Origin of the sequence: Siphonobacter sp. SORGH_AS_0500 (assembly GCF_002838835.1) — a bacterium.
Lineage (GTDB): Bacteria > Bacteroidota > Bacteroidia > Cytophagales > Spirosomataceae > Siphonobacter.
The window spans coordinates 341,611-367,815 of sequence record NZ_NHPP01000001.1; the positions used below are offsets into that span (position 1 = coordinate 341,611).

Annotated in this window: 22 protein-coding genes and 1 pseudogene; 9 read left to right on the forward strand and 14 right to left on the reverse strand. The window is 44.3% G+C overall.

All coding sequences use genetic code 11. The features are described 5' to 3' along the window. Nucleotides 1-27: 27 nt before the first annotated feature. Together BWI96_RS01465 and BWI96_RS01470 are read right to left on the reverse strand one after the other, a co-directional pair. Nucleotides 28-1,110, reverse strand: coding sequence for a FecR family protein (locus tag BWI96_RS01465; protein WP_106634917.1), 1,083 nt, complete (start codon nucleotides 1,108-1,110; stop codon nucleotides 28-30). A 153-nt stretch (nucleotides 1,111-1,263) separates the two neighbouring features. After that, complete coding sequence (locus BWI96_RS01470) at nucleotides 1,264-1,884, reverse strand: RNA polymerase sigma factor (protein ID WP_106634918.1); 621 nt, start codon at nucleotides 1,882-1,884, stop codon at nucleotides 1,264-1,266. 434 nt (nucleotides 1,885-2,318) lie between these two features. Here BWI96_RS01470 and BWI96_RS01475 point away from each other — a divergent pair, with 434 nt between their 5' ends. Beyond that, nucleotides 2,319-3,092, forward strand: coding sequence for a S1 RNA-binding domain-containing protein (locus tag BWI96_RS01475; RefSeq protein WP_232793535.1), 774 nt, complete (start codon nucleotides 2,319-2,321; stop codon nucleotides 3,090-3,092). Nucleotides 3,093-3,901: 809 nt separating this feature from the next. Here the strand turns inward: BWI96_RS01475 and BWI96_RS23095 are convergent. The 3 genes and pseudogenes from BWI96_RS23095 to BWI96_RS01485 form a co-directional block, all read right to left on the reverse strand. Next, nucleotides 3,902-4,243 (reverse strand): alpha-L-rhamnosidase C-terminal domain-containing protein, encoded by a 342-nt coding sequence (locus BWI96_RS23095; protein ID WP_369804049.1) that lies wholly within the window; start codon nucleotides 4,241-4,243, stop codon nucleotides 3,902-3,904. Between the two features lie 27 nt (nucleotides 4,244-4,270). Next, nucleotides 4,271-6,549: pseudogene (locus tag BWI96_RS23100) on the reverse strand (family 78 glycoside hydrolase catalytic domain); the annotation flags it as partial. Between the two features lie 154 nt (nucleotides 6,550-6,703). Continuing rightward, nucleotides 6,704-7,141 (reverse strand): hypothetical protein, encoded by a 438-nt coding sequence (locus tag BWI96_RS01485; protein WP_106634920.1) that lies wholly within the window; start codon nucleotides 7,139-7,141, stop codon nucleotides 6,704-6,706. Between the two features lie 112 nt (nucleotides 7,142-7,253). Here BWI96_RS01485 and BWI96_RS01490 point away from each other — a divergent pair, with 112 nt between their 5' ends. Both BWI96_RS01490 and BWI96_RS01495 read left to right on the forward strand, forming a co-directional pair. Then, nucleotides 7,254-8,906 carry a T9SS type A sorting domain-containing protein gene (locus tag BWI96_RS01490; protein ID WP_106634921.1) on the forward strand — a complete coding sequence of 551 codons (1,653 nt, stop codon included), beginning with the start codon at nucleotides 7,254-7,256 and terminating at the stop codon, nucleotides 8,904-8,906. A 180-nt stretch (nucleotides 8,907-9,086) separates the two neighbouring features. After that, a complete protein-coding gene (locus BWI96_RS01495; protein ID WP_106634922.1) occupies nucleotides 9,087-11,117 on the forward strand; it encodes a thioredoxin domain-containing protein in 2,031 nt (676 codons plus the stop codon). A 40-nt stretch (nucleotides 11,118-11,157) separates the two neighbouring features. Here BWI96_RS01495 and BWI96_RS01500 read toward each other — a convergent pair whose 3' ends face one another. Next, nucleotides 11,158-12,258, reverse strand: a complete 1,101-nt coding sequence (locus BWI96_RS01500; RefSeq protein WP_106634923.1) for an endonuclease/exonuclease/phosphatase family protein — start codon at nucleotides 12,256-12,258, stop codon at nucleotides 11,158-11,160. Between the two features lie 217 nt (nucleotides 12,259-12,475). Between BWI96_RS01500 and BWI96_RS01505 the strand changes: the two genes are divergently transcribed. After that, nucleotides 12,476-13,099: a 2,3-diphosphoglycerate-dependent phosphoglycerate mutase gene (locus tag BWI96_RS01505; protein WP_106634924.1), complete on the forward strand. Its 624-nt coding sequence runs from the start codon at nucleotides 12,476-12,478 to the stop codon at nucleotides 13,097-13,099. On the opposite strand, the gene BWI96_RS01510 is transcribed toward BWI96_RS01505, so the two are convergent. Beyond that, nucleotides 13,096-15,249, reverse strand: coding sequence for a response regulator (locus BWI96_RS01510; RefSeq protein ID WP_106634925.1), 2,154 nt, complete (start codon nucleotides 15,247-15,249; stop codon nucleotides 13,096-13,098). The two genes, BWI96_RS01505 and BWI96_RS01510, sit on opposite strands and share 4 nt — an antisense overlap. A gap of 190 nt (nucleotides 15,250-15,439) precedes the next feature. Next, nucleotides 15,440-16,021, reverse strand: a complete 582-nt coding sequence (gene ruvC, locus BWI96_RS01515; protein WP_106634926.1) for a crossover junction endodeoxyribonuclease RuvC — start codon at nucleotides 16,019-16,021, stop codon at nucleotides 15,440-15,442. 50 nt (nucleotides 16,022-16,071) lie between these two features. On the opposite strand from ruvC, the gene BWI96_RS01520 reads away from it, so the two are divergent. The 5 genes from BWI96_RS01520 (at nucleotide 16,072) to BWI96_RS22770 (ending at nucleotide 21,652) form a co-directional block, all read left to right on the forward strand. Then, on the forward strand, nucleotides 16,072-17,073 hold the full coding sequence (locus BWI96_RS01520; RefSeq protein WP_106634927.1) for a lysylphosphatidylglycerol synthase domain-containing protein: 1,002 nt from the start codon (nucleotides 16,072-16,074) through the stop codon (nucleotides 17,071-17,073). Next, nucleotides 17,070-18,203 carry a glycosyltransferase gene (locus BWI96_RS01525; protein ID WP_106634928.1) on the forward strand — a complete coding sequence of 378 codons (1,134 nt, stop codon included), beginning with the start codon at nucleotides 17,070-17,072 and terminating at the stop codon, nucleotides 18,201-18,203. The genes BWI96_RS01520 and BWI96_RS01525 overlap by 4 nt, the downstream gene beginning before the upstream one ends. Nucleotides 18,204-18,343: 140 nt before the next feature. After that, a complete protein-coding gene (locus BWI96_RS01530) occupies nucleotides 18,344-18,976 on the forward strand; it encodes a polysaccharide deacetylase family protein (RefSeq protein ID WP_106634929.1) in 633 nt (210 codons plus the stop codon). A gap of 151 nt (nucleotides 18,977-19,127) precedes the next feature. Next, complete coding sequence (locus tag BWI96_RS22765) at nucleotides 19,128-20,363, forward strand: DUF5686 and carboxypeptidase-like regulatory domain-containing protein (protein WP_106634930.1); 1,236 nt, start codon at nucleotides 19,128-19,130, stop codon at nucleotides 20,361-20,363. A 77-nt stretch (nucleotides 20,364-20,440) separates the two neighbouring features. Continuing rightward, the gene (locus tag BWI96_RS22770) at nucleotides 20,441-21,652 is read left to right on the forward strand and encodes a DUF5686 family protein (RefSeq protein ID WP_369804050.1); all 1,212 of its coding nucleotides are present in this window, start codon (nucleotides 20,441-20,443) and stop codon (nucleotides 21,650-21,652) included. Here the strand turns inward: BWI96_RS22770 and BWI96_RS01545 are convergent. The 6 genes from BWI96_RS01545 to BWI96_RS01570 form a co-directional block, all read right to left on the reverse strand. Further along, nucleotides 21,647-22,408 (reverse strand): ABC transporter ATP-binding protein, encoded by a 762-nt coding sequence (locus BWI96_RS01545; RefSeq protein WP_106634932.1) that lies wholly within the window; start codon nucleotides 22,406-22,408, stop codon nucleotides 21,647-21,649. The genes BWI96_RS22770 and BWI96_RS01545 overlap by 6 nt on opposite strands. Before the next feature lie 18 nt (nucleotides 22,409-22,426). Beyond that, nucleotides 22,427-22,636 (reverse strand): hypothetical protein, encoded by a 210-nt coding sequence (locus BWI96_RS01550; RefSeq protein WP_106634933.1) that lies wholly within the window; start codon nucleotides 22,634-22,636, stop codon nucleotides 22,427-22,429. Further along, nucleotides 22,609-23,364 (reverse strand): hypothetical protein, encoded by a 756-nt coding sequence (locus BWI96_RS01555; RefSeq protein WP_106634934.1) that lies wholly within the window; start codon nucleotides 23,362-23,364, stop codon nucleotides 22,609-22,611. Before BWI96_RS01555 ends, BWI96_RS01550 begins: the two co-directional genes overlap by 28 nt. Continuing rightward, nucleotides 23,337-24,089: a hypothetical protein gene (locus BWI96_RS01560; RefSeq protein WP_106634935.1), complete on the reverse strand. Its 753-nt coding sequence runs from the start codon at nucleotides 24,087-24,089 to the stop codon at nucleotides 23,337-23,339. Before BWI96_RS01560 ends, BWI96_RS01555 begins: the two co-directional genes overlap by 28 nt. A gap of 8 nt (nucleotides 24,090-24,097) precedes the next feature. Beyond that, nucleotides 24,098-24,871 carry an ABC transporter ATP-binding protein gene (locus BWI96_RS01565; RefSeq protein WP_106634936.1) on the reverse strand — a complete coding sequence of 258 codons (774 nt, stop codon included), beginning with the start codon at nucleotides 24,869-24,871 and terminating at the stop codon, nucleotides 24,098-24,100. A gap of 134 nt (nucleotides 24,872-25,005) precedes the next feature. Then, nucleotides 25,006-26,082, reverse strand: coding sequence for a hypothetical protein (locus BWI96_RS01570; protein WP_106634937.1), 1,077 nt, complete (start codon nucleotides 26,080-26,082; stop codon nucleotides 25,006-25,008). Nucleotides 26,083-26,205 lie beyond the last annotated feature (123 nt).

The following is a 26,205-nucleotide window of genomic DNA, read 5'->3' on the forward strand; positions in this document are numbered from 1 at the left end:
CGTATTAGGAAATTGATCGTAATTCATTTAACATCCTCGGCCATACACGATAATCTGTCCATCCAGGACTTCGTAACGAGCTTCTACTGCTTTACAGATAATCGTTAGCATTTCAAACAGGGGCCGATTGGTGAACGATGCCGTCAGTGGACACTTGGCCATCGTTTCTTCGTCGTATATAATCCGCACGCCGTAGGCTTTTTCCAGTTTTGCGAAAACTTCCGTTAAAGAGGTATCCGAAAAATCAAAGGTTGAAACCTGATCGCTCTTTTGAATTAACTGGGGTTTAGTAACAATTCCTTTCAATAAGCGGGAGTCGCCACAGTGATGTTCTACTTGCTGATTCGGAGTTAACACAACGGCTAACTGTTCAGCGTGTTTCGTTACTTTCGTCTCATGTCCGTTTCTTGAAAATACAGAAACTCTCCCCGTCATAACCGCCACGCTGGCTTTCTCTCCTCCGGGTTCGGCATTTATCACAAAACTTGTCCCTAATACTTTAGTAACCAAGTCATTAGCATACACATAAAAAGGCCGATCCGGATTCTTAGTTACTTCAAAGAAAGCTTCTCCTTCCAAATACACGACTCGCTGCTGTCCTTTGAAGGCCGGGTCGAAACTAATCCGGGCACCTGGCTTTAATACTACTGAACTGTGATCAGGCAAATGAACAAAAATGGATGCTCCTGTTGTATTTTTTCGCTCGATCAACGGTTGACTGCTAGTTGACACCAGATACTGATAAGCACTTGTCCCTCGATCACTTTTTTTTAAATAGATCCCTACTGCCACTCCTACACTTACCATGAAAAACAGGCCGGCAGCTACTCGTATCATCGGCCAGCGGCCTATCCTCTGGGGCGGTTGTATGCGTTGCTGCATATCAAAAATCATGTTTTCCACTTCATGATCTTCAATATCGTGACCGGGCTTTACCTGAATAGATTGAAAGAGTATTTGTGCTTCATGAACTAGTGGTTGTTTAAAAGGATTTTGTCTAAGCCATTCTTCCCATTCTTCCGACGATTCGTTTTGTACGCCGCGTACCCAATCTGCAAAAGTTTCGTCGATCAGGAAATCTTCTATTTCGTAATGATTATAATTTTTCATTGATTGAATAGAATTATTTACCCGTCTTTGTCAGTAATATCCACTTTGATCAAAAATCTACTGGTCAAAGTGTTAAAAAATGTTAAAAAAGTTACAAATTTTTAAAGACAGTTATATTAACTGCTGAAAATCAGCATAGTAGATATTGAATACTTAGTGTAAAATAAAAGTAATGATTCCGCCGAGAGCTAGTATTAAAGCAGGATAAGTGCAGGAAGAATACCAATTTTTACGCAGCCGTAGAATGGCTTCATGCATAAGGTTATATACCGACTGCCGGTTCATATTCATTACTTTGGCAATGTCGTCGTGATTCAGTTCTTCGTAGAATTTCAGGTATAGAATTTCCTTTTGTCGTTTGGGTAGAGTGTTTAGCAGCTTCTGGAGCTTTTCCTTCATGTCTTCCGTCTCCTGCATCTCAATCAATTGATTTTCAACGGAAAACTCAACTGAAAAAGGCATTTCATCTTCCAGATTTTCGTAGCGATTCCATTTTCCCTGTTCGCGGAAAATACGAAGACGTAAGGCTTTAAACAGGTAGGGCTTTACGGAGACCGTTTGCCTAATCGTGGCCCGGTGTTCCCATAGGTCAAAGTAGATGTCTTGGATACAATCTTTAACAAGATCACTGTTAGGTGAAAGTCGGCTACCGTATCTAAACAAAAGCCGGGAATATCGCCTCATCAGATCCGAAAAAGCACCTGCATCTCCCCCTCTGAATCGGCTCCATAGCTCTTGATCCAGATGCAATGATGATTTTTCTGAGGATGGCATTTAGTATTATTTCGGTTAAGAACTGAACAAAAGTAATTTTTTCTCTGATTGTATGTGCATAGATTAATTATTAAATTCAATTATTTTTTTTGTTTAAATCTAAGCATAGAATGCGTTATTTTGACACAATACGAATATACGATTGCAATTTTCTGATAATCAATTGGCATAACTAGACGTTTATACCTGCCTTTTATACTCTCCTATGAAGTACAATACCTAAAAAAACGAACGTATATGTATATACGCAATTAGGTTTCTATATTTATTCCTGTTTTAAAAGGTTCATCGCGTAAGAAGCTCATTAAAGTTTAAGACCTTTGTAGTCTGTAAAATGAAGCATGACTCGGAAAGCCACTTTCCATTTTTATACATTGCATGATTACTGTAGGAAAAAAAATACACTCACCGCCCTCCGACTAACCAGCGTTGGCATGTTTATGGGTAATGGTGAAGACGAAATTCTGTTACCTAACAAATACATCCCGGAAAATCTGGAAGAAGGAGACGCTCTGGAGGTATTCATTTACCGTGACTCAGAAGATCGTCTGATTGCCACGACGCTTCAACCCAAGTTGGAACTGTACGAGTTCGGTTTATTAACGGTTAAGTCGGTCAGTAAATTCGGGGCTTTCCTGGACTGGGGACTTGAGAAAGATCTGCTGGTTCCGTTCAGTGAGCAAAATCATCCACTGGAAGAAGGTGAATCCGTTGTCGTGGGTCTGGTGCCTGACGTAGAAACGGATCGCTTGATTGGTACTTGTAAAGTGGGTCAGTATCTGGAATACGACCGCATTCCCTTTGCTCCGGGCGACGAAGTAGAATGTCTGATTTACGAACGCAGCGATCTGGGCTATAACGCAATTATCGATAACCATTACCGGGGGCTTTTTTATTATAATGAGGTTTTCCAGCCGCTCACGATTGGAACTAAAGTAAAGGCATTTATCAAACAAGTTCGAGTAGACAAGTCTATTGATCTCTCGCTACAACCTCAGGGATATTATCAAAGCGTTGATATTAACACTGAAAAGATTCTTAAAAAACTGGAAGAACAGAATGGTTTTCTGGCTTTAAATGATAGCAGTGATCCTGCGGTGATTTATGCGACGCTGGAAATGAGCAAGAAAGCATTCAAGAAAGCCATTGGGGCCTTGTATCGGGAGCGAATTATTCGCCTGGAAGAGGACGGAATTTATCGGAATTAGCAACTTATTAGTACTGGCAACGCCCCGAAAGTTTTGAATTTTCGGGGCGTTGACTATTAAGTTAAACCTTAAAAGTTATAATCGAAGACCTTATGGCGAATCAGGGCTTCTGCAACTTTGAGGGATAACAGCAGGTATAACCTGGCTTATCTTAGGACCGAGATGGAATCTCGCACCAGTGGAGTCTCTTCGATTGGCTATAGAGGAATATGATCCTTGCAGTCGCTCGGCTCTGGCCGAGTGACGCTGTAGTCTGGTAGGCCTCTGGCCGATGTTCGCAAGCCTGTTTGGATTGGGTTCCCTGACTCCCTACTCTTTCGCACCCTACCGGCCAGAGGCCTATAGCTACGTAGTCACTCGGCCAGAGCCGAGCGACTGCGGGAACGAAGTGAGAGACCTTCTGAGGAATGGGTCGGGTTTAGTCAAGTTACCGTATGACCCCATAAACTCGAAAAAGATCATAAGATCCTTCGCTTTGCTCTGGATGACAGACGCTGATGATAAAGTATGAAATAGCCTTAGATGCCAACCGTGTCCTCATAGTGTCCCCGGATTTCATCCGGGGCTATTTACATTTAACCCCTCCGGGGTTGTTGTTAACATTGTTAAAATAGTCTTACGACAAATAACCCCGGAGGGGTTGAACACGGGTAGCCCCGGATGAAATCCGGGGTACAAACATCGAGCTCCTTCGCTTCACTCTGGATAATAGATTATTGCTATATAAACTATTCCTAAAACGGTTCTCCCGAAGTAGGGAGAGAATTCCTACTTTATTTAAATCTTATTTTTAGAAAGTCTCTTACATTCTATTCTTCAATCAGGAACGTATAGTTTCCGGTCAGTAATCGGAATCCCTGTTTACTGTCCGTTCCAACGATAGGCATTCCATCCAGTTTTACTTTTTTGGAATTGATAAATACGGAAGCCGTACTGTTGGCAGGAATGGTTACTTTATATTCAATTATCGTTCCTGAACGTTTCCAGGAAGAAACGATTTTACCGTAAGGACCTTCGTGTTCAGCTTCAAACTGATCAAGATTCTTCACAAAATTAGGTCGCAGCCACACATTTTTGAATCCGGGATTTTCTGGATCGGGCTTAATACCTCCTAACCCTTTATATAACCAGGCTCCAATTTCCCCGAACATAATGTGATTCAGTGAAATATCAGACTTGGCCTGAATATCCCAGTTTTCGTATAACGTCGTTGCACCATTTTTAATCCACCAGCCCCAGGACGGATACGTCTCTTTGGAAGCCAATGTATAAGCCACATCGGCATAACCATTTTCGCTCAGGGCATTAAGAATAGCTTTGGTTCCAAGTAATCCCACATCCAGACTATTGCCGTCCGCTGCTACTCGTTTCGCCAGATGAGCGGCTACTTTACTTTTCAGATTTTCAGGAACAACGCCCCATTGCAATGGAACGGCCTGTTCCGTTTGTAATCCAGAGCCGTAGACGCCCGTTTCTCTGTTCAGGTATTTGTCATTAATCGCATCCTGAATTTTTTTGGCTAGCGATGCATACAACTGCTGCTCAGCGGGTTTACCAAGCAATCCCGCAGCGTTGGAAACAATCGTAGCATCAACGAAATAATAGATACTGGAAGTTAATTCCACGGGTGATTGAGACTTCACGGGTATCCAGTCACCCAAACCCCAGCTCGTCAAGCCATTGGGAGCAATGTCTGTGATGTGATCCACGTAACGCTTCATGTTTTCGTAGTTATCCTCCAGTGGTTTTTTATCGCCGTAAAACAGGTATAAATTCCAGGGAATGATGGCAATTGTACTGGTCCAGTCAGGACCATTGGCCCAATCATAGCCCCAGCCGCTGGTTGGTATAATGGCGGGCAAGATGCCATTGGGCTGTTGCTCATCTCGATGATCGGCCAGCCATTTTTCATAAATGGTGATGCATCATAACTATATAAACCTGTCTCAATCGCGATTTGCCCGTCGCCCGTCCAGCCATTTTTTTCCCGTTGCGGACAATCGGTTGGGTAACCGAACAGGTTGGACAGATACGAGTTATTCGTCGCCCACCACAACTTATCCAGAGTCGGATTTGATGAGCTAATTTTCCCTACTGGCGGCACATCACTGTGCATGAAATAGGCCATCAGGTTTGCGGGAGTTAAGTCGAGATCGCGATTTTTGGACGTTATTTCGACGTACTGAAACCCTTTGTAATTGAATTTTGGCATGAACTCATCTTCCCGGCCACTCAAGGTTACGACATCTACCTGAAAAGGATCGGTGTTATCCGTAGGGCGATAATGAGCATCAATGTTCGACAAATCCACCCGACCATTTTCCAGCAAACGCTCGCCGTGTTTCAACCGAACCATAGTTCCGGCATTTCCTTTCAGCTTCAACTCGGTTACGCCCGAAATATTTCGCCCAAAGTCATATACCCAGGTAGTATCATCGAGATGAACCATACTTACCGGACGCAGGGCCTCTACGTTCCGAATCGGATGCAGGGCCTGAGCTACAATGTGAAGGGAAGGAGCCGGACGATTGATTGCATTTTTCCATTTGGAATCATCGAACGCAGCCGTATTCCAGCCTTTTTGCTCTTTACGAGCATCATAATGCTCAGCGGTATAGATACTGTTGAAGATCACCGGACTCAATGCCGTTTTCCAGGAAGTATCACTTGAAATCGTTTCCGTGGTGCCATCCTCATACGTTACCCGAATATCAACGCAAACGGAAGGACGGCTTCGCCAGGGAGCCTGATGGAAATACCACACAGCCGTTGACTGGTGGTTATACCAGCCATTGCCAAGTAAAACGCCCACTGCATTTTTACCTTCCTGGATTTGCTTCGTTACATCATACGTTACGTACAACGTTCGACGATCAAAGCGGGTATACATGGGGTCAAGCCGATGATTACCAATCTTCTGACCATTGAGATACAGTTCATACAAACCCGCCGCCGCAATATAGGCCCGGGCAGAACGCACCCGTTTTGTCGTCTGAAAACTTTTCCGAAAGTACGGAGCGGGTTTGATGGTTACATCACGAGCATCTGAAATCCAGGATCCTTTCCAATTTTGCTGGTTCATGTGCCCCGTTTCAAAACTTGCAATTGAACTCAGTCCCGAAGGTTTTCCGTCCTGATCCCAGGTCTGAACGGCCCAGTAATATTTGGTGTATGGTTTTAAAGTAGAGCCTTCATAGGTAACCAGATTTCGAACAAACGCCACTTTAGCCGTTTTCCAGACTTCGCCTTTCTGAACCTGAGCGGAATCCGTACTTACAAAAATTTGGTAAGCGGTTTGGCGAGCTCCTTTGCGGCTATCCTGCAACTGCCAGGTTAGTCGCGGTTGCGGCGTATCAATGCCTAAAGGATTGGTTAGATATTCGCTTTGAAGTTTGGTGGGCTGAGCCAATAACGCATGTGAAGCCAGAAAAAGTAAAGGGATATAAAATGCTTTCATTAGGTTTAGAGATATACTAGAACTGCTGCAAATTAATAGATTTTCAATGGTTAACCCTGCAAAAGTTGCAAGGTCAGGGCAAAAGAAAAAGCCAAAGGCTTCACCCCTGGCTTTTCATTAGTAGTAATGTACTGGCTGTATTCACGCATGCTGGTTATTCATGCCCAAACTCCAGATTAGCCGCCTGCTGTTTTCCATCCACTGGAACGTTTGACTGCTGGAGAATTAAAGCAGTGGTCGTTAACTGAATGACCTTGAAATTTCCCGTAAAGCCCACTACTTCGATGGACATATTCGTATCGTCATCTTTCAAGTACCAGGTACCGCCATTCAGGACCTGACCACTTTTCAGATCGACTGCCCGGACACGGTTATTGCTTAGGAATTCGATGGTCATGCCGAAGATGGCCTGAGTAGCCACTCCTAAACGAGACTCCACGATCGTGGTACCATTGGTGTCCGTCACCCGAGTGAGTTTCCAGGGCTTGTTAACAATAATATCCGCTTTCGTGGTTGGTTCCGGGTCCTTTTTGCAGGAAGTAAAGCTCAATAAAATCAGGCTAAAAAGGCCGAAGATCAGTTTTTTTGTCATGCTATTAAGTTGGAAAGACCGATGTCTATCGCTTCAAACGTCTATTCAAAAGTAGGGATTGCCTTTCCGATCTGCAAAAATCGGCTTTATTTTGTTCAATTGAATTCCAGACATGAAAACTATCGATTTGAACGTATTACCTTCTTCCCTACTCCGCATTCAGACGCTAGTGGTAGCGATTCTTGGGCTATTGACTCCCTTTGGGGGTTTCTCACAAACCTGCGAGACGCCCTCTTTTCAGGCTTCGACGGCCAACGGGGTGATTAACTGGCAAAAATTTCCAGACTTTACCTTACCCTTCACCATCGTTTACAGCGGCCCTCGTCTGAACGATTCCCAACAAACGCCACTCAGAAAAGGCTTTTCTCACCTGGCTAATTTTAACGAGTACGACGGTAGTCTCCCCCGGGCCAATCGGGCTATTCTCTGGTATGGCACTGCCACCGGCATTAACCAGCCCTGGGATGTCATTCGTTCACCCTGGGGTAATAATCTGAGCACCTACCGTAGCAAATGGGCCAATGAAATGCGTTCGTTTGCTAACTTATTCAGTGATTCTCACGGGAAAGCCATGCCAGACGTAGACATTCTCATGGCCGACATCGAACGTCACTACAATACCAATGATAGTATTCTGAGTTTGAAACGCCGGAATCTGGTTCCTGCCGTTTATACCCAGTTGAGCGACGAAGCTTTTCTGATTCGTTACCATCGGGATATGCAGAATCTGTACGCGGCTCCCTTCCAGTACATGCGGGAGAATGGCTTACCCGCCAGCACCCGCCTGACTTCTTATTCGGATTCACCCATTCGAAATACCTTCCTGAATATTGACGGCAACTCCTGGCAGGACTGGGTTACCAATCCCGAACGAGTTCATTTTCTTACGAAAGATTCAGTCACCAATACCGTTGGGGGTTCGTTTTACAATCGGCAGGATTTCCTGCTTCCTTCGGCTTATTACATCTACGACTACCCCAATCCTTACGCGGGTAACTACCTGGCCTACTTACTTTTTCAGGTAGAAGCCAACAAAGCCTGGAGTTCCAAAGACGTCGTACCAATTGTCTGGTTACGTTACACGAGTACGAATATTAATAAGCCCATTCAGACCTGGATGGCGGAGGCTACAGCTATTTTTCCCTTCTTTTCAGGAGCAAAAGGTTTATGGTTATGGGAAAGTCCGGGTAACACTGGAACGAATGAAAACCTGGCTAATTATGAGTACTTTACGCAGGGCTTATACCGACTTTCCCAGTTCAAGGATTTTTTCAATGGCGGTTTGCTTTATGTGCCCAAATCGGCCCGCGATCATTTTGCCGACCAGGATGCTATCTGGCGTGGCGTAGTAAAAGGAAATCAGATTCTGGTAGCAGCTCATAACCCTTTTGCCGCCGAAAACGCCAGCACACCGATGACGCTTCGGTATGGCAACTGGCAACAGGAAATTACCCTTCGGGGACGGGAAATTATGCTTTGTGCGTTTGATTTACCCGAGTCCGCTTTGCATGTACTCGACATCAAGACTTACCCCAATCCCGCTTCGGCCAGCCTGACGATTGATGTCTTTACTTCCGAAAATCGGGATGTAACTCTTCAGCTTTTCTCCGTAACCGGGCAGATCGTTCATCAGCAGACGATAACGGCTAAAACGGGTAATAACCCCGTTTCTCTTCACACGCATAACCTCGCTCCTGGCATGTATTTAGTGAAGGTTGGGGATGGAAGTAAGTCCGTAACGAAACGGGTTTTAATTCGAAAGTAGAGATGCCCCTTCTGTCCTGATTCCTAACAACAAGTAAATTCATATTCCTTGGCTTAATAACTGAGGCGATGGATGTCAAACCCGCTGAGGTTCCTATTCCAACGCTCAGGCTTCTTCCTATAACTTATCCATTCACTCTTTTGCGAAACTGAAAACCGCAAATAGATAACTGATCATTCAATGAATCGCCTCATCCATGAAAGCTCGCCTTATTTACGCCAACACGCTCATAATCCAGTAGACTGGCATCCCTGGGGAGAAGAAGCTTTGAAAAAAGCTCGCGAAGAAGATAAACCTTTGATCGTTTCCATTGGGTATTCGGCTTGTCACTGGTGCCACGTTATGGAACGCGAGTCGTTTGAAAACGAGGCCGTTGCCCGACTCATGAACGAGCATTTCGTTTGTGTAAAAGTGGACCGGGAAGAACGTCCCGACGTGGATGCGATTTATATGGATGCCGTGCAGGCCATGGGTGTTCGTGGCGGTTGGCCTCTGAATGTCTTCCTCATGCCTGATGCCAAACCGTTTTACGGGGGCACCTATTTTCCTGCCCGAAACTGGATGGGGATTTGCAGTCAGATTGCGGAAGCTTTTCAGAATCAGCGGTCTGCCCTTCAGCAATCTGCCGAAGGGTTTACGACCAATATGCATTACACAGAATCCGAGAAATATGGCTTACCCTTAGTCGAAGATTCTAGCGTGACTATTTCTTCCGAAGAACTCAAAGCGGTTTACGATAAGCTGGCAGCTTCGTTTGATACCGAGCGAGGGGGCACTAACGGAGCACCTAAATTCCCCATGCCCTCGATCTGGCTGTTTGCTCTGCGTTACTATCAGCAAACGTACGATAGCGATACGCTTCAGGCCATTAAAACCACGCTTAATGGAATGGCCCTTGGCGGCCTTTATGACCAGATTGGCGGTGGCTTTGCCCGGTATTCAACCGACGGAGAGTGGTTTCTCCCTCACTTCGAAAAAATGCTTTACGATAATGCCCAGTTATTGAGCCTTTACTCGGAAGCTTGGCTGGTTACGAAGGAGCCTCTTTACAAACGGGTAGTTACCCAAACCGTCGCCTGGTTAACTCGCGAAATGACGCACCCGGAAGGCGGTTTTTATTCAGCTCTGGACGCAGACAGCGAGGGTGAAGAAGGAAAATATTACACCTGGACGAAAGCAGAAATAGATTCCATTCTGGGTCCCGTTTGGGGTGACCTGGTTAGTGGGTATTTTCAGGTCACGGAAGAAGGTAATTACCATGAAGAAGCCACGGGTCACGCTACGGGTAAAAACATTCTGTTCCCGCAGCGAACGCTGGAGTCTTTTGAAATGGAGCAGGAGTTACTCTCCGATCAGCTTCAACCGCAATTTGATAAACTCCTTCAATACCGCGAAGAACGCATTCATCCCGGTCTGGACGATAAAATCCTAACCTCTTGGAATGGCCTGATGTTGAAGGGGCTGGTTGATGCTTACCGCGTCTTCGCCGATGAATCTTTTCTGAAGCTGGCTTTAGCTAATGCTCATTTCATTAAGGATCGTCTCATCAAAGACGGCCTGTTGTACCATTCCTACAAAGACGGTCAGGCCAAAATTGCTGGGTTTCTGGAAGATTACGCAGCCGTTTCTGAGGCATTGATCAGCTTGTATCAGGCTACGTTTGACGAAAGCTGGTTACAACTTGCCGAGCAACTGGCAGATTACGCCGGGGAGCATTTCTGGGATGAAAACGACGGTTTGTATTTCTTTACCGACGCCTCCTACTCCAACGAACTGATTGCCCGAAAAAAGGAGCTGTTTGATAACGTCATTCCTTCGTCGAATGCGATCATGGCGACGGTTTTATATCGCCTTAGCCTACTACTGGATCGACCGGATTTGGGCGAGCGTTCCAGCCAGATGCTGCAAAAAGTGAAGCCTCTGCTACTAACCAACGCAGATTATCTTTCGCACTGGGCCAGTTTAGCAGCTTACCGATCTACGCCAACGGTAGAAATTGCCATTGTTGGGCCCGAAATAGAAGCTTTTCGTCAAAAACTGGAAGCCAAGTATGTACCTAATAAAGTCATCACCGGGACAATTACTTCCAGCAACTTACCCTTGCTTCGGCATCGGGGCTCGGATGGACGAACGATGATTTACGTCTGTTACAATCGAGCCTGTCAGCTACCCGTTGACTCCGTTGCCGCAGCCTGGGAACTGATTGGTTAAAATAGACAAGAGCGTTGAGAAGATCAACGGCTCTTGTCTATTACGTCCCGATGGGATTTTTTTCTGGCTTTGCACTACCATCTGAATCCGTATCTGCTTGAATTTTTTCTTCAACTACCTCCCGATCTTCGGCATCCAGTGTTAATTCGTTATCCTTCTGTAAAGCCTCAGCCTGTGGGTCATACGTCAGTTTAACGTACATCGGGAAATGGTCGGAATTAATACTTTTCAGTCGTTGCATTTCCAGTAGCTTGAAATCAGACGAGCAGAAAATATGATCAAGAGGGAATCTCAGAATCGGAATTTTAGCGTGAAACGTACTATAAAAACCTCTGCCCCGCCGCGGATCAAGTAAGCCGCTGGTTTTCAGGAATAATTCTGTGGTATAACTCCAGGCTACATCGTTCATATCTCCCGCCACAATCACCGGGATTTTTGATTTTTTAGCTTCTTTTCCTACCATCAATAACTCTTTATCCCGCTCGGTCGAGCGTGGATTTTCCTGCGGCACTGGCGGTGTTGGATGCAGGCAATAAAGCTGAATCTGCTCGTTAGAAGGCAGGGTAACCTTGGCGTGAATGGAAGGAATACCCTCTTCTACTAAAAACTTAACGGAGGCATCCGATAACTTCAGTTTCGAATACAGTAGCATTCCATACGTATTATCAATCGGTTGGAGAACGCGGTTCGGATAGTGCTGATGAATGGGCGTCATCTGATCTGCCCACCATTGATCTGTTTCGGCCAATAATACTACATCTGGCTTGAGCCGACTTATGTGCTGTAACAACTTTGCCGACTCCCGATTGTATTGATAAACATTGGAAATCAGCAGACTAATATTCCGATCGGGCGTACAATCCGCACAATCCATGAGCTGTTTGGGCGAAAGAAACGTGTACGGATAAAGCTGATAGAATAAATAAACCATATTCAAAATCAGCACTCCAATAGTGACCAGCGTAAGGGTATCGGAAGGATCGCCTACCCAGGCCCAGAGAACCAGGAGGATTAAACACAGCAAAAATTTCTGATTTCTGGGATATTCAAAAACCCGAAACGTCCAGTAATCATGACGAATCAGTGGAATAAGCGAGAAAATCACCAGTAGGTATGTAAAAATCAGCAAGCTTAACTGCATAAATTTCTAGAAAATTGGGATAAGCAAAGTACTCTATAATACTCGCAAAAGAATTAAAAAGTTTATAAATTCATACAAATACAATAGATACTTTCAGTTTAGTTAAACTATAAATAAGATGAAATTTCTATATCTCCTAACAAAGTTCAATGAGAATGGATTTATAGTTTAGATCATTCAAAGTTCAGGTAACCGTTCAATTTTTGATAAAGTTAACATGCATAATAGAATTTTAGTCCTGGTCAGACATGGACAGTCCCAGTGGAATCTGGAAAACAAATTTACGGGCGATGTAGACGTTGAATTGACGGATCATGGTCGCGATGAAGCCTTACTAACCGCCAAAAAGTTAAAGACCATAACGTTTGACATAGCATTTACTTCTGAGCTCAAACGAGCCCAGGAAACGCTTTCCATCATCTTAAAAGAGATCAATGAAACGCAGATTCCAATAGAGAAAAATGCGGCTTTAAATGAGCGTAACTATGGTGATTTACAAGGCCTAAATAAAACAGACATTGCTGAGAAATATGGCATTGAACAAGTCGCTCTCTGGAGAAGAAGTTATGACGTGGCTCCGCCTCACGGAGAAAGCCTGCAAATGACTCAGAAACGCGTTATGGCCTACTACAATGAGTCGATTGTACCTCATTTGAAAGTGGGCAATAACGTCCTGGTTGTCGCTCATGGAAACAGCCTCCGGTCACTTGTCATGGCGTTGGAATCGATCAGCGAAACAGCTATTTCTGAGGTAAATATTCCTACGGGAGCCCCGCGTTTTTATCACTTTGATGAACAGATGAACCTCATTCACTCTGATTACCTTACCCAGTCTTTTTAATTGACACCAAACATCCGTATTAATAGCTGTTTTAAATCATTTTCGACGAAGGGTTTCATTAACGAATCATCAATTCCAGCATCCAGTAATTCCTGCTGATGCTCTGGAATTGATGTCCCCGTAAAGGCTACGATTCGCACGTTTGAAATGGACTTATCTGAATTATCTTTAATTTTCTTTGCCATTTCTAACCCATTCATTATGGGCATCTGAATGTCGGTAATAATTAAGTCAAAATGATTTTTGAGATGCAAGTCAAGGGCTTCCTGTCCGTTAGAAGCTTCTGTTACTACTAGATGATGTTTTTTGAATATTTTATTTATTAGTAGCAAATTCATTTTATTATCATCAACAACTAATATATTTTTCCCCTCCAGAATTGCACTAATCTCCTGGGCTGATGACTCAGTAAACGTAGAAACCGAATGCTCTATTAGTACAGATGGAATCGAGACTTTGAATGTAGAACCTACATTTATGGTACTTTCCACCAGAATAGATCCACCTGCTAATTCAACAATTCTTTTACAAATAGCCAGACCTAAACCCGTTCCAGCAATTGCATTTACGTGATCTTCCCGGTCAATTTGTTGAAAATCGTTAAAGATTATTTTTTGATTTTCCTGGGAAATACCAATCCCAGAATCTTTCACTTCAAAAGACCAGACTATTTTACCAGTTGTGGCTTCCAGAAGTGTTGACTTAAACTCAACCTTGCCCTTCTCAGGGGTAAATTTTATGGCATTACTTAACAGATTCATCATAACCTGTTTCATTCTGAAAGCATCGCCTGATAGGGTAACAGACTTATCAAAATTGATAGTCAAAGAGAGGCTAATCTGCTTGTTTTGAGCTTGAACGCCAACCATATCCATCATTTCTTTCATGATAGCAGCTGGTTGGAAGGGCTTATGGCATAAGTCTATTTTACCCTCTTCTAGCTTTGAAAAATCAAGAACATCGTTCACAATTTCAAGTAACAACCTTGATGAGGAACGAATGGCATTCAGATTATCCCTCTGGCTATCAGGCAGTAACTCCCTATTCATCTGTTCCGAGAAGCCAATGATAGAGTTAAGTGGGGTCCTGATTTCATGACTCATCGTAGCCAGAAACACGCCTTTCATTCTCGCATATGCCACGGCCTGATTACTGTAGTGCAAGAGGGCCAAATCGTTTTTATATAATTTCCATATATTGAAAAGGATAACTACTGCTAAAATAAAAACAATACCCATGCTAATAACCGATAGATCATCCAGTTCTTCAATAGTATGCATGGTTCCCGTGAGTAATCGATCTCTATACCTCTCTTGTTCTTTAATCTCGTCTTTCTTTAGCTGACTCAATGCTTTCTGGAATTCAGCAAATATGGCTTCATTAAGGGAAAGAATTTCACGTTCGGTACGGTTAAGTTTCTGTTTATTAGTCAGCAGTTTTTTATAATAATCATTCAATGCTTTAATAGTATTTCTATGAGCTAGGTCTGAAGCCTGAGCCGATTTTTCTACTTTAGATGAGGCCGTTGAATTAATATTCGTTTGATTTTCAAAATCATTTTTATTCGATATCGCATCCGCAATGCGTCTCCAAAGTTTCTTATTTTTTCTTTTTTGAATTACATGAACAGTGTCTATATTTTTTATTTTCTCAATGGTATGAATGGTCTTCATTGCTGGGTGATAATTTAATTCAACCAGTGAGGTATCCATATTTTTAGCAGAAAGCACCCATAAGCTATCTGCTAATTGATTCAGGTACGAAAACTGATTGTTTTTTCTCTTCTTTTCCGCAATCAATTCATTCATATCTTCATGCATCAGAGGCATTCTTTTCTCATTTTCGCTCTGAATAACATCGATAATGGATGAGATCATTTCCAGCTGTTGCCGAAACTTGTATAAATAGGTAGTATCAGAAGTTACTGTATATAATCGGCTATTATTTTCAGCTACATATAATAGGGATATGCAAGTATCTATTTTCTGGTAATCGCTTTGTTCATCCTTTAAAACCGTAATATTTTTCTTGATTGCTGAAGACTTCGATTTACTAGTAAAGCCAATAAAAACACATACTAATGACAATAATACTAGAATGACTACCCAGATAAATCTGCGTAGGGCAATTTGCTTAATTTTATTCTCCATAATTCAGGTAGGCAATTATAAATTAGTACTTTTTACCTATTATTATTTTAAAAATAGATTAAAATAATGTCAGTACTAATCATCAGATACAAACTTATCAATATTTTAAGTACTTATGAACAATATGTACAAAAAGAGGAAGCCTGAGCTACGTAGCTCAGGCTTCCTCTGGTTACTAAATCATACGTTTTTAACCTTTGATGCGGTCCTGATTTTCTGCTAAAAATGCACTCCAGCTACCTTTTTTAGCCTGCTTAATTCCCAACGCTTTTTTACCCTTCGGAGTCGTTACTGAGTTCTCATGAAAATGGTGACAAATGGCTACTCCTAATGCATCGGTGGCATCCAGTCTTTCGCCTTCGAGCCTGGTTTTCAGTATACTTTCAAGCATATAGGAAACCTGTTCTTTGGAAGCATTTCCATTACCCGTTACAGATTGCTTGACCGTCTTGGGAGAATATTCGACAATGGGGATTTGTCGGGCGAGGGCTGCCGCCATCGCTACCCCCTGTGCTCGACCTAGCTTGAGCATGGATTGTACGTTTTTCCCAAAAAAAGGAGCTTCCAAAGCCATCTCATCTGGTGAAAACTCATCAATCAGCCCTGTGATTCGCTCAAAAATCTTGCCTAACTTTAATTCATGATTGTCATATTTTGTGAGGTTAATGACCCCGTATTGCAACAGGGTTACCTGTCCCTTTTCCACCAAAATCAATCCGTACCCCATGAACCTTGTACCCGGGTCAACACCTAAAATAATCTTTTCTGACATAGCTTTGCAGTGACAAACGAGAAGCCTGAAGCTTTCGTTGTCGCATTTGTATGCAAAATAACTCCATTTACCCGGCTTTCCGCCGAATTGTTATCTTTCTCCTCCGCTGGGTAGTTCCGCTGCTCATCATTGCTTTCGTCATTCGAACGCTTCAGAGTAAACAACAGGACCTGGGCGAAGTCTGGCAGTACATTCAGGCCGCCTGGTCGCAGCAAAACAGCGGATGGTTACCCTTGACCATACTCCTGACCGGACTCAACTGGTCCATTGAAGCTCGGAAATGGCAGGTGCTGGCTCGAAAACTGGAATCTATCTCTTTTTATACGGCCCTGCGTGGCGTACTGGCTGGGCAGTCGCTCGGCTTTGTAACGCAGGCCAACGTAGGCGACCTGACGGGGAAAATGGGTTTTCTACAAGCCCAAAACCGGCTCAATAGCATTGGAGCCTTTCTACTAGGGAGCACCGTACAATTTCTGGTTACCCTCTTTACCGGAACGCTGGCGTACAGTTATTTCCTGTATCGAATGCCTCAGTCGCCCGGTATCGGCCATTGGATTGCTCTTGTTTTATTGTGGATCAGCAACTTAGCTACGCTTTATTTATTAAGCCTTAAAGACCGGGCGGCCCCCACGCTGGAGCGAATCAAATGGCTGGCCAACTCCGCCCGTTTTTTCCGGGTATTGGAAACCTATTCAACGGCGGATGTTTCGCAGGTAACTGCTCTGTCAGGCTTTCGATTTTTCACCTATAGCGTCCAATTCCTGCTGGTGCTTCACGGTTTCGGGGTTTCGCTTCCCTTGCTTGATCAGCTAACAGTGGTCTGGTTATTGTTTCTCACGAAAAGTGTGATTCCGGCTTTTAGTTTTCTAAGTGATCTGGGCATTCGGACGTTCAGTACCCTTTATTTCTTCAGTTTTTATCAGGTAAATCCGGCTTTAGTTACCTCCGCTTCCTTAACGATCTGGGTTATTAATATCGTATTACCCGTTTTGGTAGGCATTTTATTTGTTACTCAGTTAAGGTATTTGAAACGGGAAGAAAACCGATTATGAGTATACTTGAAATCATTATTCTGATTGGGCCATTTGTCTGGTTTTTATTTAGTTTAGCCTTAATTAAAGGCTGGCTAGCAATGCCCAACTTTTTTATTCAAAATAAACCCAATCCGTTACGAATCAGTGTGATCATTCCCGTTCGAAACGAAGAGAAAAATATTTTACTATTATTAAAGGATCTGGAAAATCAAAGCTTCGATCACGAGCAATTTGAAGTGCTGGTGGCTAATGATAATTCAAGTGATCGAACCGCTGAATTGGTTTCTCATTTCAGTAAGGAATGCACCTACGCGTTAAAGCTTCTTACGCTTACGAACGAGCCTCATTCTTCTCCTAAAAAAAGAGCCATTTCACAGGCTTTACATCAAAGTAAACACGAGTGGATTGTCACCACGGATGGCGATTGCCGGGTAGGCAAACATTGGCTGGCGGCTATTGCGTCTTTCCAGCAACAAACTCAGGCCCGGCTCATTTCCGGCCCCGTTACGTTTCACGATGAAGGGAATGCAAGCAGTCGAATTCAGATTGTCGAATTTGCCAGTTTGATTGGTTCTGCCGCTGTGGCTATGTTCTGGGAACGGCCCAATATGTGCAATGGAGCTAATTTATCGTACAGTAAAGCAACATTTCAGGCCGTTGGTGGTTTTTCTGGTAACGAAAATCTGGCTTCGGGTGACGATGAGTTTTTGATGCACAAAGTCGCTGCCCGGTTTCCGGGAGAAGTTCGTTTTGTTAAAAGTACTGAAGCTCTGGTCACAACCGAAGCTCATCAGAATTTTCGTTCTTTTTACCAACAGCGTCGCCGTTGGGCCAGCAAGTGGAAGCACTACCAGGACTGGAAAGTATCGGCTTTAGCTATTTTCGTATTCTTGGCAAATGTTAGCTGTATCGCCGGGGTTTTATTATTCAGCTTTAATCAACTATCAGGACTCGTATTAGCCTCTATGGCTTTGCTTAAATTCTCCAGTGAATTTATATTCCTTTCGCTTGTATTACGATTTTTAGGTCAGGAAAAAAGTATTTTATTGATTCCTTTAGTACAGCTCATCTATCCTTTTTATGTCTGTTTTTTTGGATTAGCGGCTCAGGGTAAAGGATACGAATGGAAAGGAAGAAAACTTCAATGAATACAGTTGTTAGCGGCCGCCGCTGCGGTTAATAGTTGTTAGTTAATAGTTAATATATTTTCATTCATTTTTGAGCTACCGAACTACAATACTATTAACTAATTACAAGAACTTATTGTCACTCCTAACCCCCATAAATAATGGCTTTCTTTCTTCATAAATCCTTTGCTCTATTACGATTGATTTATCCGGAAATGATCTGGCGAATTCCATCGGTTGAGCCTACCATTTATCTCACCTTCGACGACGGCCCTATTCCCGAAGTAACCGAGTTTGTGCTGGAACAATTGCAACAATTTGAGGCTCAGGCTACGTTCTTCTGCATTGGTGATAATATTCGAAAACATCCGCATGTTTTTAAGCAAATCATCGATCAGGGGCACTCGGTTGGAAACCACACGTTCAATCATCTGAAAGGCTGGAAAACCGAGGATCAGGCTTATTATGAAAACGTGGCCCAATGTCAGGAATTATTGCCCCCTACCCGACTGTTTCGCCCGCCGTATGGCCGCATACGAAAGCGACAGGCGGCTCAGCTCGTGAACGATCATACGCTTATTATGTGGGATGTACTGACGGGCGACTACAACCCCGATCTTTCGCCCGAACAGGTCTATCAGGGAACCATTAAAGCCTGTGAATCAGGGAGTATTGTCGTCTTTCACGACAGCATCAAAGCCTGGCGAAACATGAGTTATGCTCTGCCTAAAACGCTGGAATACCTTCGTCAGCAAAACTTCGCTTTGAAAGCCTTACCCATGCATCTCTCCTGAGTCGTCGCAGAAAAAGCCGTATTTTGTACTTAAGCAGGACCAAACGTAGATTAATCAAAACTGATTGAAACTGTATTTGTATTTTATCGTTTCATTAATATCCTTCCCCAAAGTTCCCAATTGAAGGCTTGATCAGTTTATCGATACGTTTATGAATAAATGGCTCCTGGCTGTTTTGTTAAGCTTGGGCATCGGCATTACGCACGCTCAACATATTATCAAAGGAAAAATCACTGACGCCGTTACGGGCGATCCTATTCCCTTTGCCGCCGTTGGCCTCAAAGGCGGCGGGGCCGGTGCTAATACCGATTTTGACGGCAATTATGCCTTCAACGCCCGTCAGTTAAGCGATTCCATTTTTGTTAGTTACATCGGTTACCAGCGAGCGGTCAAAGCCATTCAGCCCCATCTTTCCGAACAAATCATTGATTTTCAGTTGCAGGCGGGCTCTTCCCAACTTCGGGAAGTACGGATTTTTGCGAAAGGCGAAAACCCCGCTTTTCGAATCATCAGAAAAACAGTTGCGGCCAAATCTGCTCATGACTGGGGCCGTTTAAAAGCCTATGAATACGAGAGTTACGTTAAAAATGAATTTGACGTCAACAAGATTTCAGAGCAATTCAAAAAAGGGGTCATTGGACGAAAAATTACGGGGCCGCTGGATAAACTACAGAAAATTGCGGGAGAAGACGGCAAGCCCATTATTCCGGTATTTCTTTCAGAGAGTATTTCGGATTTATACCATCGACGCAATCCAGAATTAACGAAAGAACGGATCCGTAAAACGAAAATTACGGGTGTAGGGATTACCGACGGCAGTACGTTTTCCCAGTTTATAGGCAGTGCGTTTCAGCAGTATAATTTTTACGAAAACTGGCTTTTAATTCTTCGAAAAGAGTTCATTTCTCCCATTGCTGATGGCTGGAAAGGTAGTTATGATTACTTTCTGAGCGATACCATTCAGATTGATTCCGCTCCCTGTTTTGAAATTGAAGTAACGCCCAAGAGAGCTCAGGACCTGGCCTTTACGGGTAAAATATGGATTGACACCGCAAGTTATGCTCTTCGTCAGGTTGATTTACAAATCTCTGGTGATGCGAATATTAATTACGTAGAAAGCATCAAAATTCAGCAGCAACTGGCTCCGATTACTGATTCGGTGAGCCACGAAAAAGCCTGGTTACCGCAACAAACGCGGGTACTGATTGATGTGAAAGAATTCACGAAAAACTCCGTAGGTTTTCTAGCTAAATTCTTCGTTTCCAATCGAAATTTTAAGATCAACCAGGCCCGGGAAGTAACCTTTTACAACCCAGCCATCGAGCTGGCTGATCACTACCGGGATTCAAAAGATACCTACTGGCAGGAAGCCCGTCCAGATCCTTAACGGAGGATGAAAAAACGGCTTACTCGCTCATTGATTCAGTAAAAAACATTCCCATTGTCCGTTCCTATACGCAAGTTCTGACCATCATTGCGAATGGATATCAACGGGTGTATCCGGGTATTGAAGTGGGGCCCTTTTTAAGTGCCGGAGCTTATAATACCATCGAAGGTTTACGTTTGCGGGCGGGTTTTCGCACCAATGCTGAGTTTAGCAAGGTTTGGGTGATGGATGGTTATCTGGCTTACGGATTTAAAGACGGAGTCATGAAGTATGGAGCGAACGCCAAGTATATCCTTAGTCGAAAGCCCTGGGCTGAAATTGGGGCCCGAACAAGTTATGATCTCGAACAGATTGGCTTAACCTCGGAAGCCGTAGGGAATAACAGTCTTTTCGCGGCTTACTCCCGCTTTGGCCGCTACCGTAGAGGGTATTATCAACGCGAACACATGGCTTACATCCGGGGAGAGATTATCAAAGGCCTGACACCCATGATCGGGATTCGGCAGCGAAGTTTCGAGCCTTTATATAATTTCGCCTATATTACTGAAAATGAACCCTCGGGCCAATCCCGAACGTATCATAACACGGAGTTAATCACGGAGTTACGGATCGCGAAAAACGAACTTTTCATTTACAACGACAATGATCGGATTAGCCTCGGAACGGCTCAGTCTCCCATTTACACGCTGCGTTATTCGCTGGGTTTGCAGAATACGTTAGGGGGCGATTTTAATTATCACCGCTTCACCCTTTCCATGGCCGATAACTTCCGGCTGGGCATTCTGGGTCGCAGTTATTACACCCTTTCGGCGGGTTACACGCCTTCTACCCTTCCCTACCCTCTGCTCTTTCCTCACCTGGGAAATCAGTCCTTGTTTTACGTCGGAAATGCGTTTAACATGATGAATTACTACGAATTTCTGTCCGACCGTTATGCTTCGCTGAAGTACGAGCACAATTTTGAAGGTTTATTATTCAACCGAATTCCGGCCATCAAGAAACTCAAGTGGCGGACCTTACTCAACGTGAATGTGTTATACGGCGGAGCCCGCCAATCCAATCAGGATATTATTCCCGACTATGACTTACAGGGGAATGCCATTCCCGGTTTTGGCTCGCTCAATCCGAGTAAACCTTACGTAGAAATTGGCTATGGGATTGATAACATCTTGAAGTTTTTCCGAATTGAAGCCCTTCACCGATTAACCTATATTTCCCAGCCCCGCACCATCGATGGCATACCTATTAATCGTTTTGCGGTGAAAGCTTCGGCCTATTTTACCTTATAACTCCAGCCGTTCTTTGACTTCCTGAAGAATGCTTAGTCCACTGGAAATAAAAGCTTTGACGTAATCCGTATCAGGCTGGTTCAGCAACTCTTTTGGTGAACCCATCTGCTCTAACTTTCCGTATCGCATTACCCCTATTCGTTCGGCTACGGTTAAGGCATCGAGTAAATCATGGGTAACAAACAGGCAGGCGATGTCGGTTTCACGGATAATCCGGCGGAGTTCTCCTTTCAGTTTCTGACGATTCAGCGTATCCAGATTTGAAAACGGCTCGTCTAACAACAAGACTTTGGGTTCATCGGCGATAGCCCGGGCGATGGCCGTTCGCTGCTTTTCGCCACCCGAAACCTCGCGGGGTAGCTTATGCTGCACCCCCTCAAGTCCAGTTAATTGCAAGAGTTGATCAATGCGGTAGATTTGATACTCCTTTGTGTATTCCCGTAAGGCGTAGGCAATGTTCTCGCGAATGGTATGGTTGGGTAACAAGCGGTATTCCTGGGGAACCAGCTTAATGTCCGCGTGACCGGGAATGAGGTAACGAGCCGAAGAAGAAATTTCTTTGCCTTCGAGCCAGATTTCTCCCTGATCGGCTGGGGTAAGGCAAGCCAGCATGTTGAGAAGCGTACTTTTTCCAGCCCCACTTTCGCCTACCAGAGCAAAAATTTCTCCCGCCGGTAACTCCAGTGAAAAATCAGTAATAATCGAATGTTCTTCAATGGATTTATGAAGATGGGAAGCCTGAAAAAGTGTATTCATCCTGCAAAAATGCAGAAATTACTCAAATTGTGTCCAGTTTAGTTGCCGATAACTTTTCAACGTGGCCCAGGCCAGTCCTCCGTACAGGATTGCCATGAACATGCCACCGCCCGGGACATGCGTAGCTCCGTAATGGATCATCCCAAAAAGCGGAAGCCCAAGGAGCATCATAACGATCATCAGGGTGGATTTCCCGCCTTTTACTTTGGGTTCCTGCGAAAAAGGCATCTGCCATCCCGATTGCCGAAACCAGACATCCGTACTGGTAATGAAGGCGCAAAGAAATACCCAGCCAGCAAATCATCCGTGATTTTCCAACCCCAGACCGAAAATAGGAAAACAGCAATCAACAGATAAAAAGGAGTAAAAAATTTCAGAAACGTAGCTTTAAAGTTTCCAATGATGGCCTCTCCGGGTTTATCGAGTGGCATAGCTGAGTAGAGCCAGGAAGCTCGGTAATCATCCGACTGATAGCTATTATCGTAAAAACTTCCCGCAATAATCTGTAAGAGATAGATACCGACCAGATAAGTAGAGCCACTCTGAAGGGTACTTAACGAGGTTTTTTCCTTTAAAAGCGGTTGTACAAACACAAAAAGTAAGGGTACCAAAGCCCCAAAAGCCGGATAGGTTCGCATTTTATAGCGGCGGTCGCGTGAAGTAAGCTTCCAGCTCATCTCAAATACGGCTTTTTCCGCTTTGCTCGAAGTAACCCAGTCGGCCAGCCGAGCGGCCAATCCCGACGATTTTTGATTCGTCCCAGCGGCGGGTACGCCCGCATCCGCTGAACCCATGACGGCCAGTTTTTGAGTAAAGTAAGGAGCCAGATAGCGAGTATTGACCACCAGTAATAAAGGCGGAACCGCCACTGCCAGAAAGGTCAAAATCAGATGCCCCGAATCGTATCTCTGATTGACCAGCATATCCATCATACCTCCCAGCCAGGCCGCTGGCACGAGGTAATGCCAGGTTTGAATCTGATCCTGAACGTCGCTAATTCCTGATAGGGAATCAGCCGGGGAAGAATCTGGTACCCCACCGTAAACAATAGAGACATGCCAATCTGGACGTAACTAATCATGTCTTTTACCCGCTCTTCACTGGAAAAACGAACCACCAGCATGTACAATAAGGTGGTCAGAAAAACGGCCATGAGCGTTGCCTGTAAGGCCAGCAACAAAAATACAGGAGCATAACCCAGCCCCAGCTTAAAGGCCATGACCAGCGTTGGCACGAGCACTATACTCAAAGCCAGTAAGGTAAGGTACAGGAGCAAATGCACCAGCCGGGCCATCCAAATGGTTCGGTCGCTAACGGGGCGTGGCAGGAGGATCGTATTGTCGGTTGAATCAAGTAATAATTCGGAGTAATCGGAAATCAGATTTAGGGCTACCCAGGCAATAACGTAACCCAGCAGGATCGTTGTCGTTAGTAAAACAGACGGAATGATAAACGCAAAGATGGACATAATTCCACCCAGCAGGGCATTCAATCCATACACCATTAAAAGCCGATTGTTAGAATCGCCAGACTGATAATTTTTGCCCAGCGTTGCGTAATTCCGACGATTGTCCATCATCAGTTTTACTTCAACAATATTCCGCATCATGAAATAATCGACGCCAAGCCAGCGAAACAAGCGTTGGAAGTAGTCGAGAAACGAAAGAAGATAGCCGGTCATGAAGAGCGTTATTGAAGTGCCTGTAAGAAATCGGATGCTTTGCTCTGGGTGGTATCATCGCCCGTAAGCCCCTGAAAAATCCGCTCAAGTGAACCCGAATGAGCCTGTTCCTTTAGCTCTTCAAAGGTTCCGTTGGCAATTACCTGTCCCTGATTAATGATGACGATGCGGTCGGAAATTTTCTCTACCACATCCATGATATGGGAAGAATAAAAAATGGTTTTGCCGGCAGAACGTAACTGAGCCAATATCTCCTTCACCAGAATAACCGCGTTTGCATCCAGACCTGACAGGGGTTCATCCAGAAATATGATTTCCGGGTTATGAATCAGGCCGGAGATCAATAATACTTTTTGCTTCATTCCTTTGGAAAACGTATTCATCCGCTGATTCATCTGACTGGATAAGCCCACCAGTTGTAGTAAATCTTCTGCTTTTCGTTCAATGACCGCATCGTCCATACCGTAAAGGCGACCAATGAACGTCAGATATTCCAGAGGCGTTAGCACTTCGTAAAGAGCCGCATTTTCAGGCACATACCCTACGCTTCGTTTGATGTCCAGAGCATCCGTCCGAATGTTCCGTCCCAGTACCTGCACCTCGCCCGAAAAATGGGAGATCATGCCCAGCAGAATTTTAATGGTGGTAGACTTACCCGCCCCATTCGGACCAATGTAACCAATAATTTCCCCCGCTTTTACTTCGAGGTTAATGCCTTTCAAAACCTGTTGCCCACCGGGATACGTGTTGCTGAGCTGCTGAATAGAAATAATAGAATTCATAAATACCTGCTGGTTAGGTAATGGCAATTAGGTTGTTTTAGTTGTTGATTTTTAGTTGTTAGATTAATATTCAATGTTTTACAACCGATTCAACAACATTTTCCATCACTTCAATACTCCTATGTTCCGTAACGCTATCTACCGCCCAGAACTGAAAAGAGAATAACTAGTCCAATAAACGCTAATACGGCCAGTAACACCTTCCAGACGGAAACGGGCCGATTCCCCGAAATACTACCCGTCTGGCCGTTAATCAGGAATTGATAGGTCTTGCCATTGTACTGATACGCACAAATCCAGAGGGGTAATACCAGGTGCTTGAACGTCTGATCCGAATACTCCGTTTGTACTTCCAGATTACGGTAGGTATCATCCGCCAGTAACTCAGCACAGGCCGACTCGATGCGGTCGTCTACTATTTTTTTAGCTACTGAAAAGCCTTCCTGCGGATCAATTTTATAAACTTCTGACTCCCAACCCAACATGACCCGTGGTTCGTAATTGACCACATTTTCCAGCAGGAAAGGATATACTTTCTGAATGGTTTGCTGGGGTAATTGACGGGAAGCCAGAATCAGAATGTCATCGAAAAATTGCTGGTGTGTTCCATTCCGGTACGTCCAGCGGGTTTGCCGCACTTGCCGACTTTGCACGTTTCCGTTCTGATCGCGGAATTGTTCATTGACATAATAATACGTTCCGGCTTCCCCCTCCCACTCCGAATGCGTCTGAACATCGTACGTCCAGAAAGGAATGTAGATACCATGCAATGTATCTACCCGAGCCAGATTTTTCAGATCGTTGGGTGCCCAGATGCTCTGACCAATCCAGTTTTTAAACGATTCGGTCGCCTGTGTTCGGGAGATTTTGAAGGGCACAATTCCCTGGGGTTCAAAAAGCCGGGTCTTGGTAGCGTCTGGATTAACATTGGTAGATCCGCAAAAACCACAGGTAATGGTAGGCGTGTCATAGTTGACCGTGGTTTTGGCTCCACACCGCTGACAGGTAAACAGCCGACGCTCGACGGTATGTTTCGAATCGGTTCGAGCCTGAGTCCAGTCGATTTCCTCAATCCGATCTTTTCCTAGCACTAGTTTTTCAGTATAACCGCAGTGATTGCAGGCCATAGCCTCTTTTTCGGCATTGTATTGTAATTGAGCTCCACAACTGGGGCAAGGGCAGTGGAGAAGGTCGTCAAGTTCGCGTTCCATAGATTAGGTTAACTTCCCCGAAAAAAAGGAATTTTTCATTACCTTTTCAACATTCAACCCAGTTTTCTGGGTTTCTGTCAGGTCTGGCATCCGTTTATATGAATGATTCTGGTCATTCAGCCG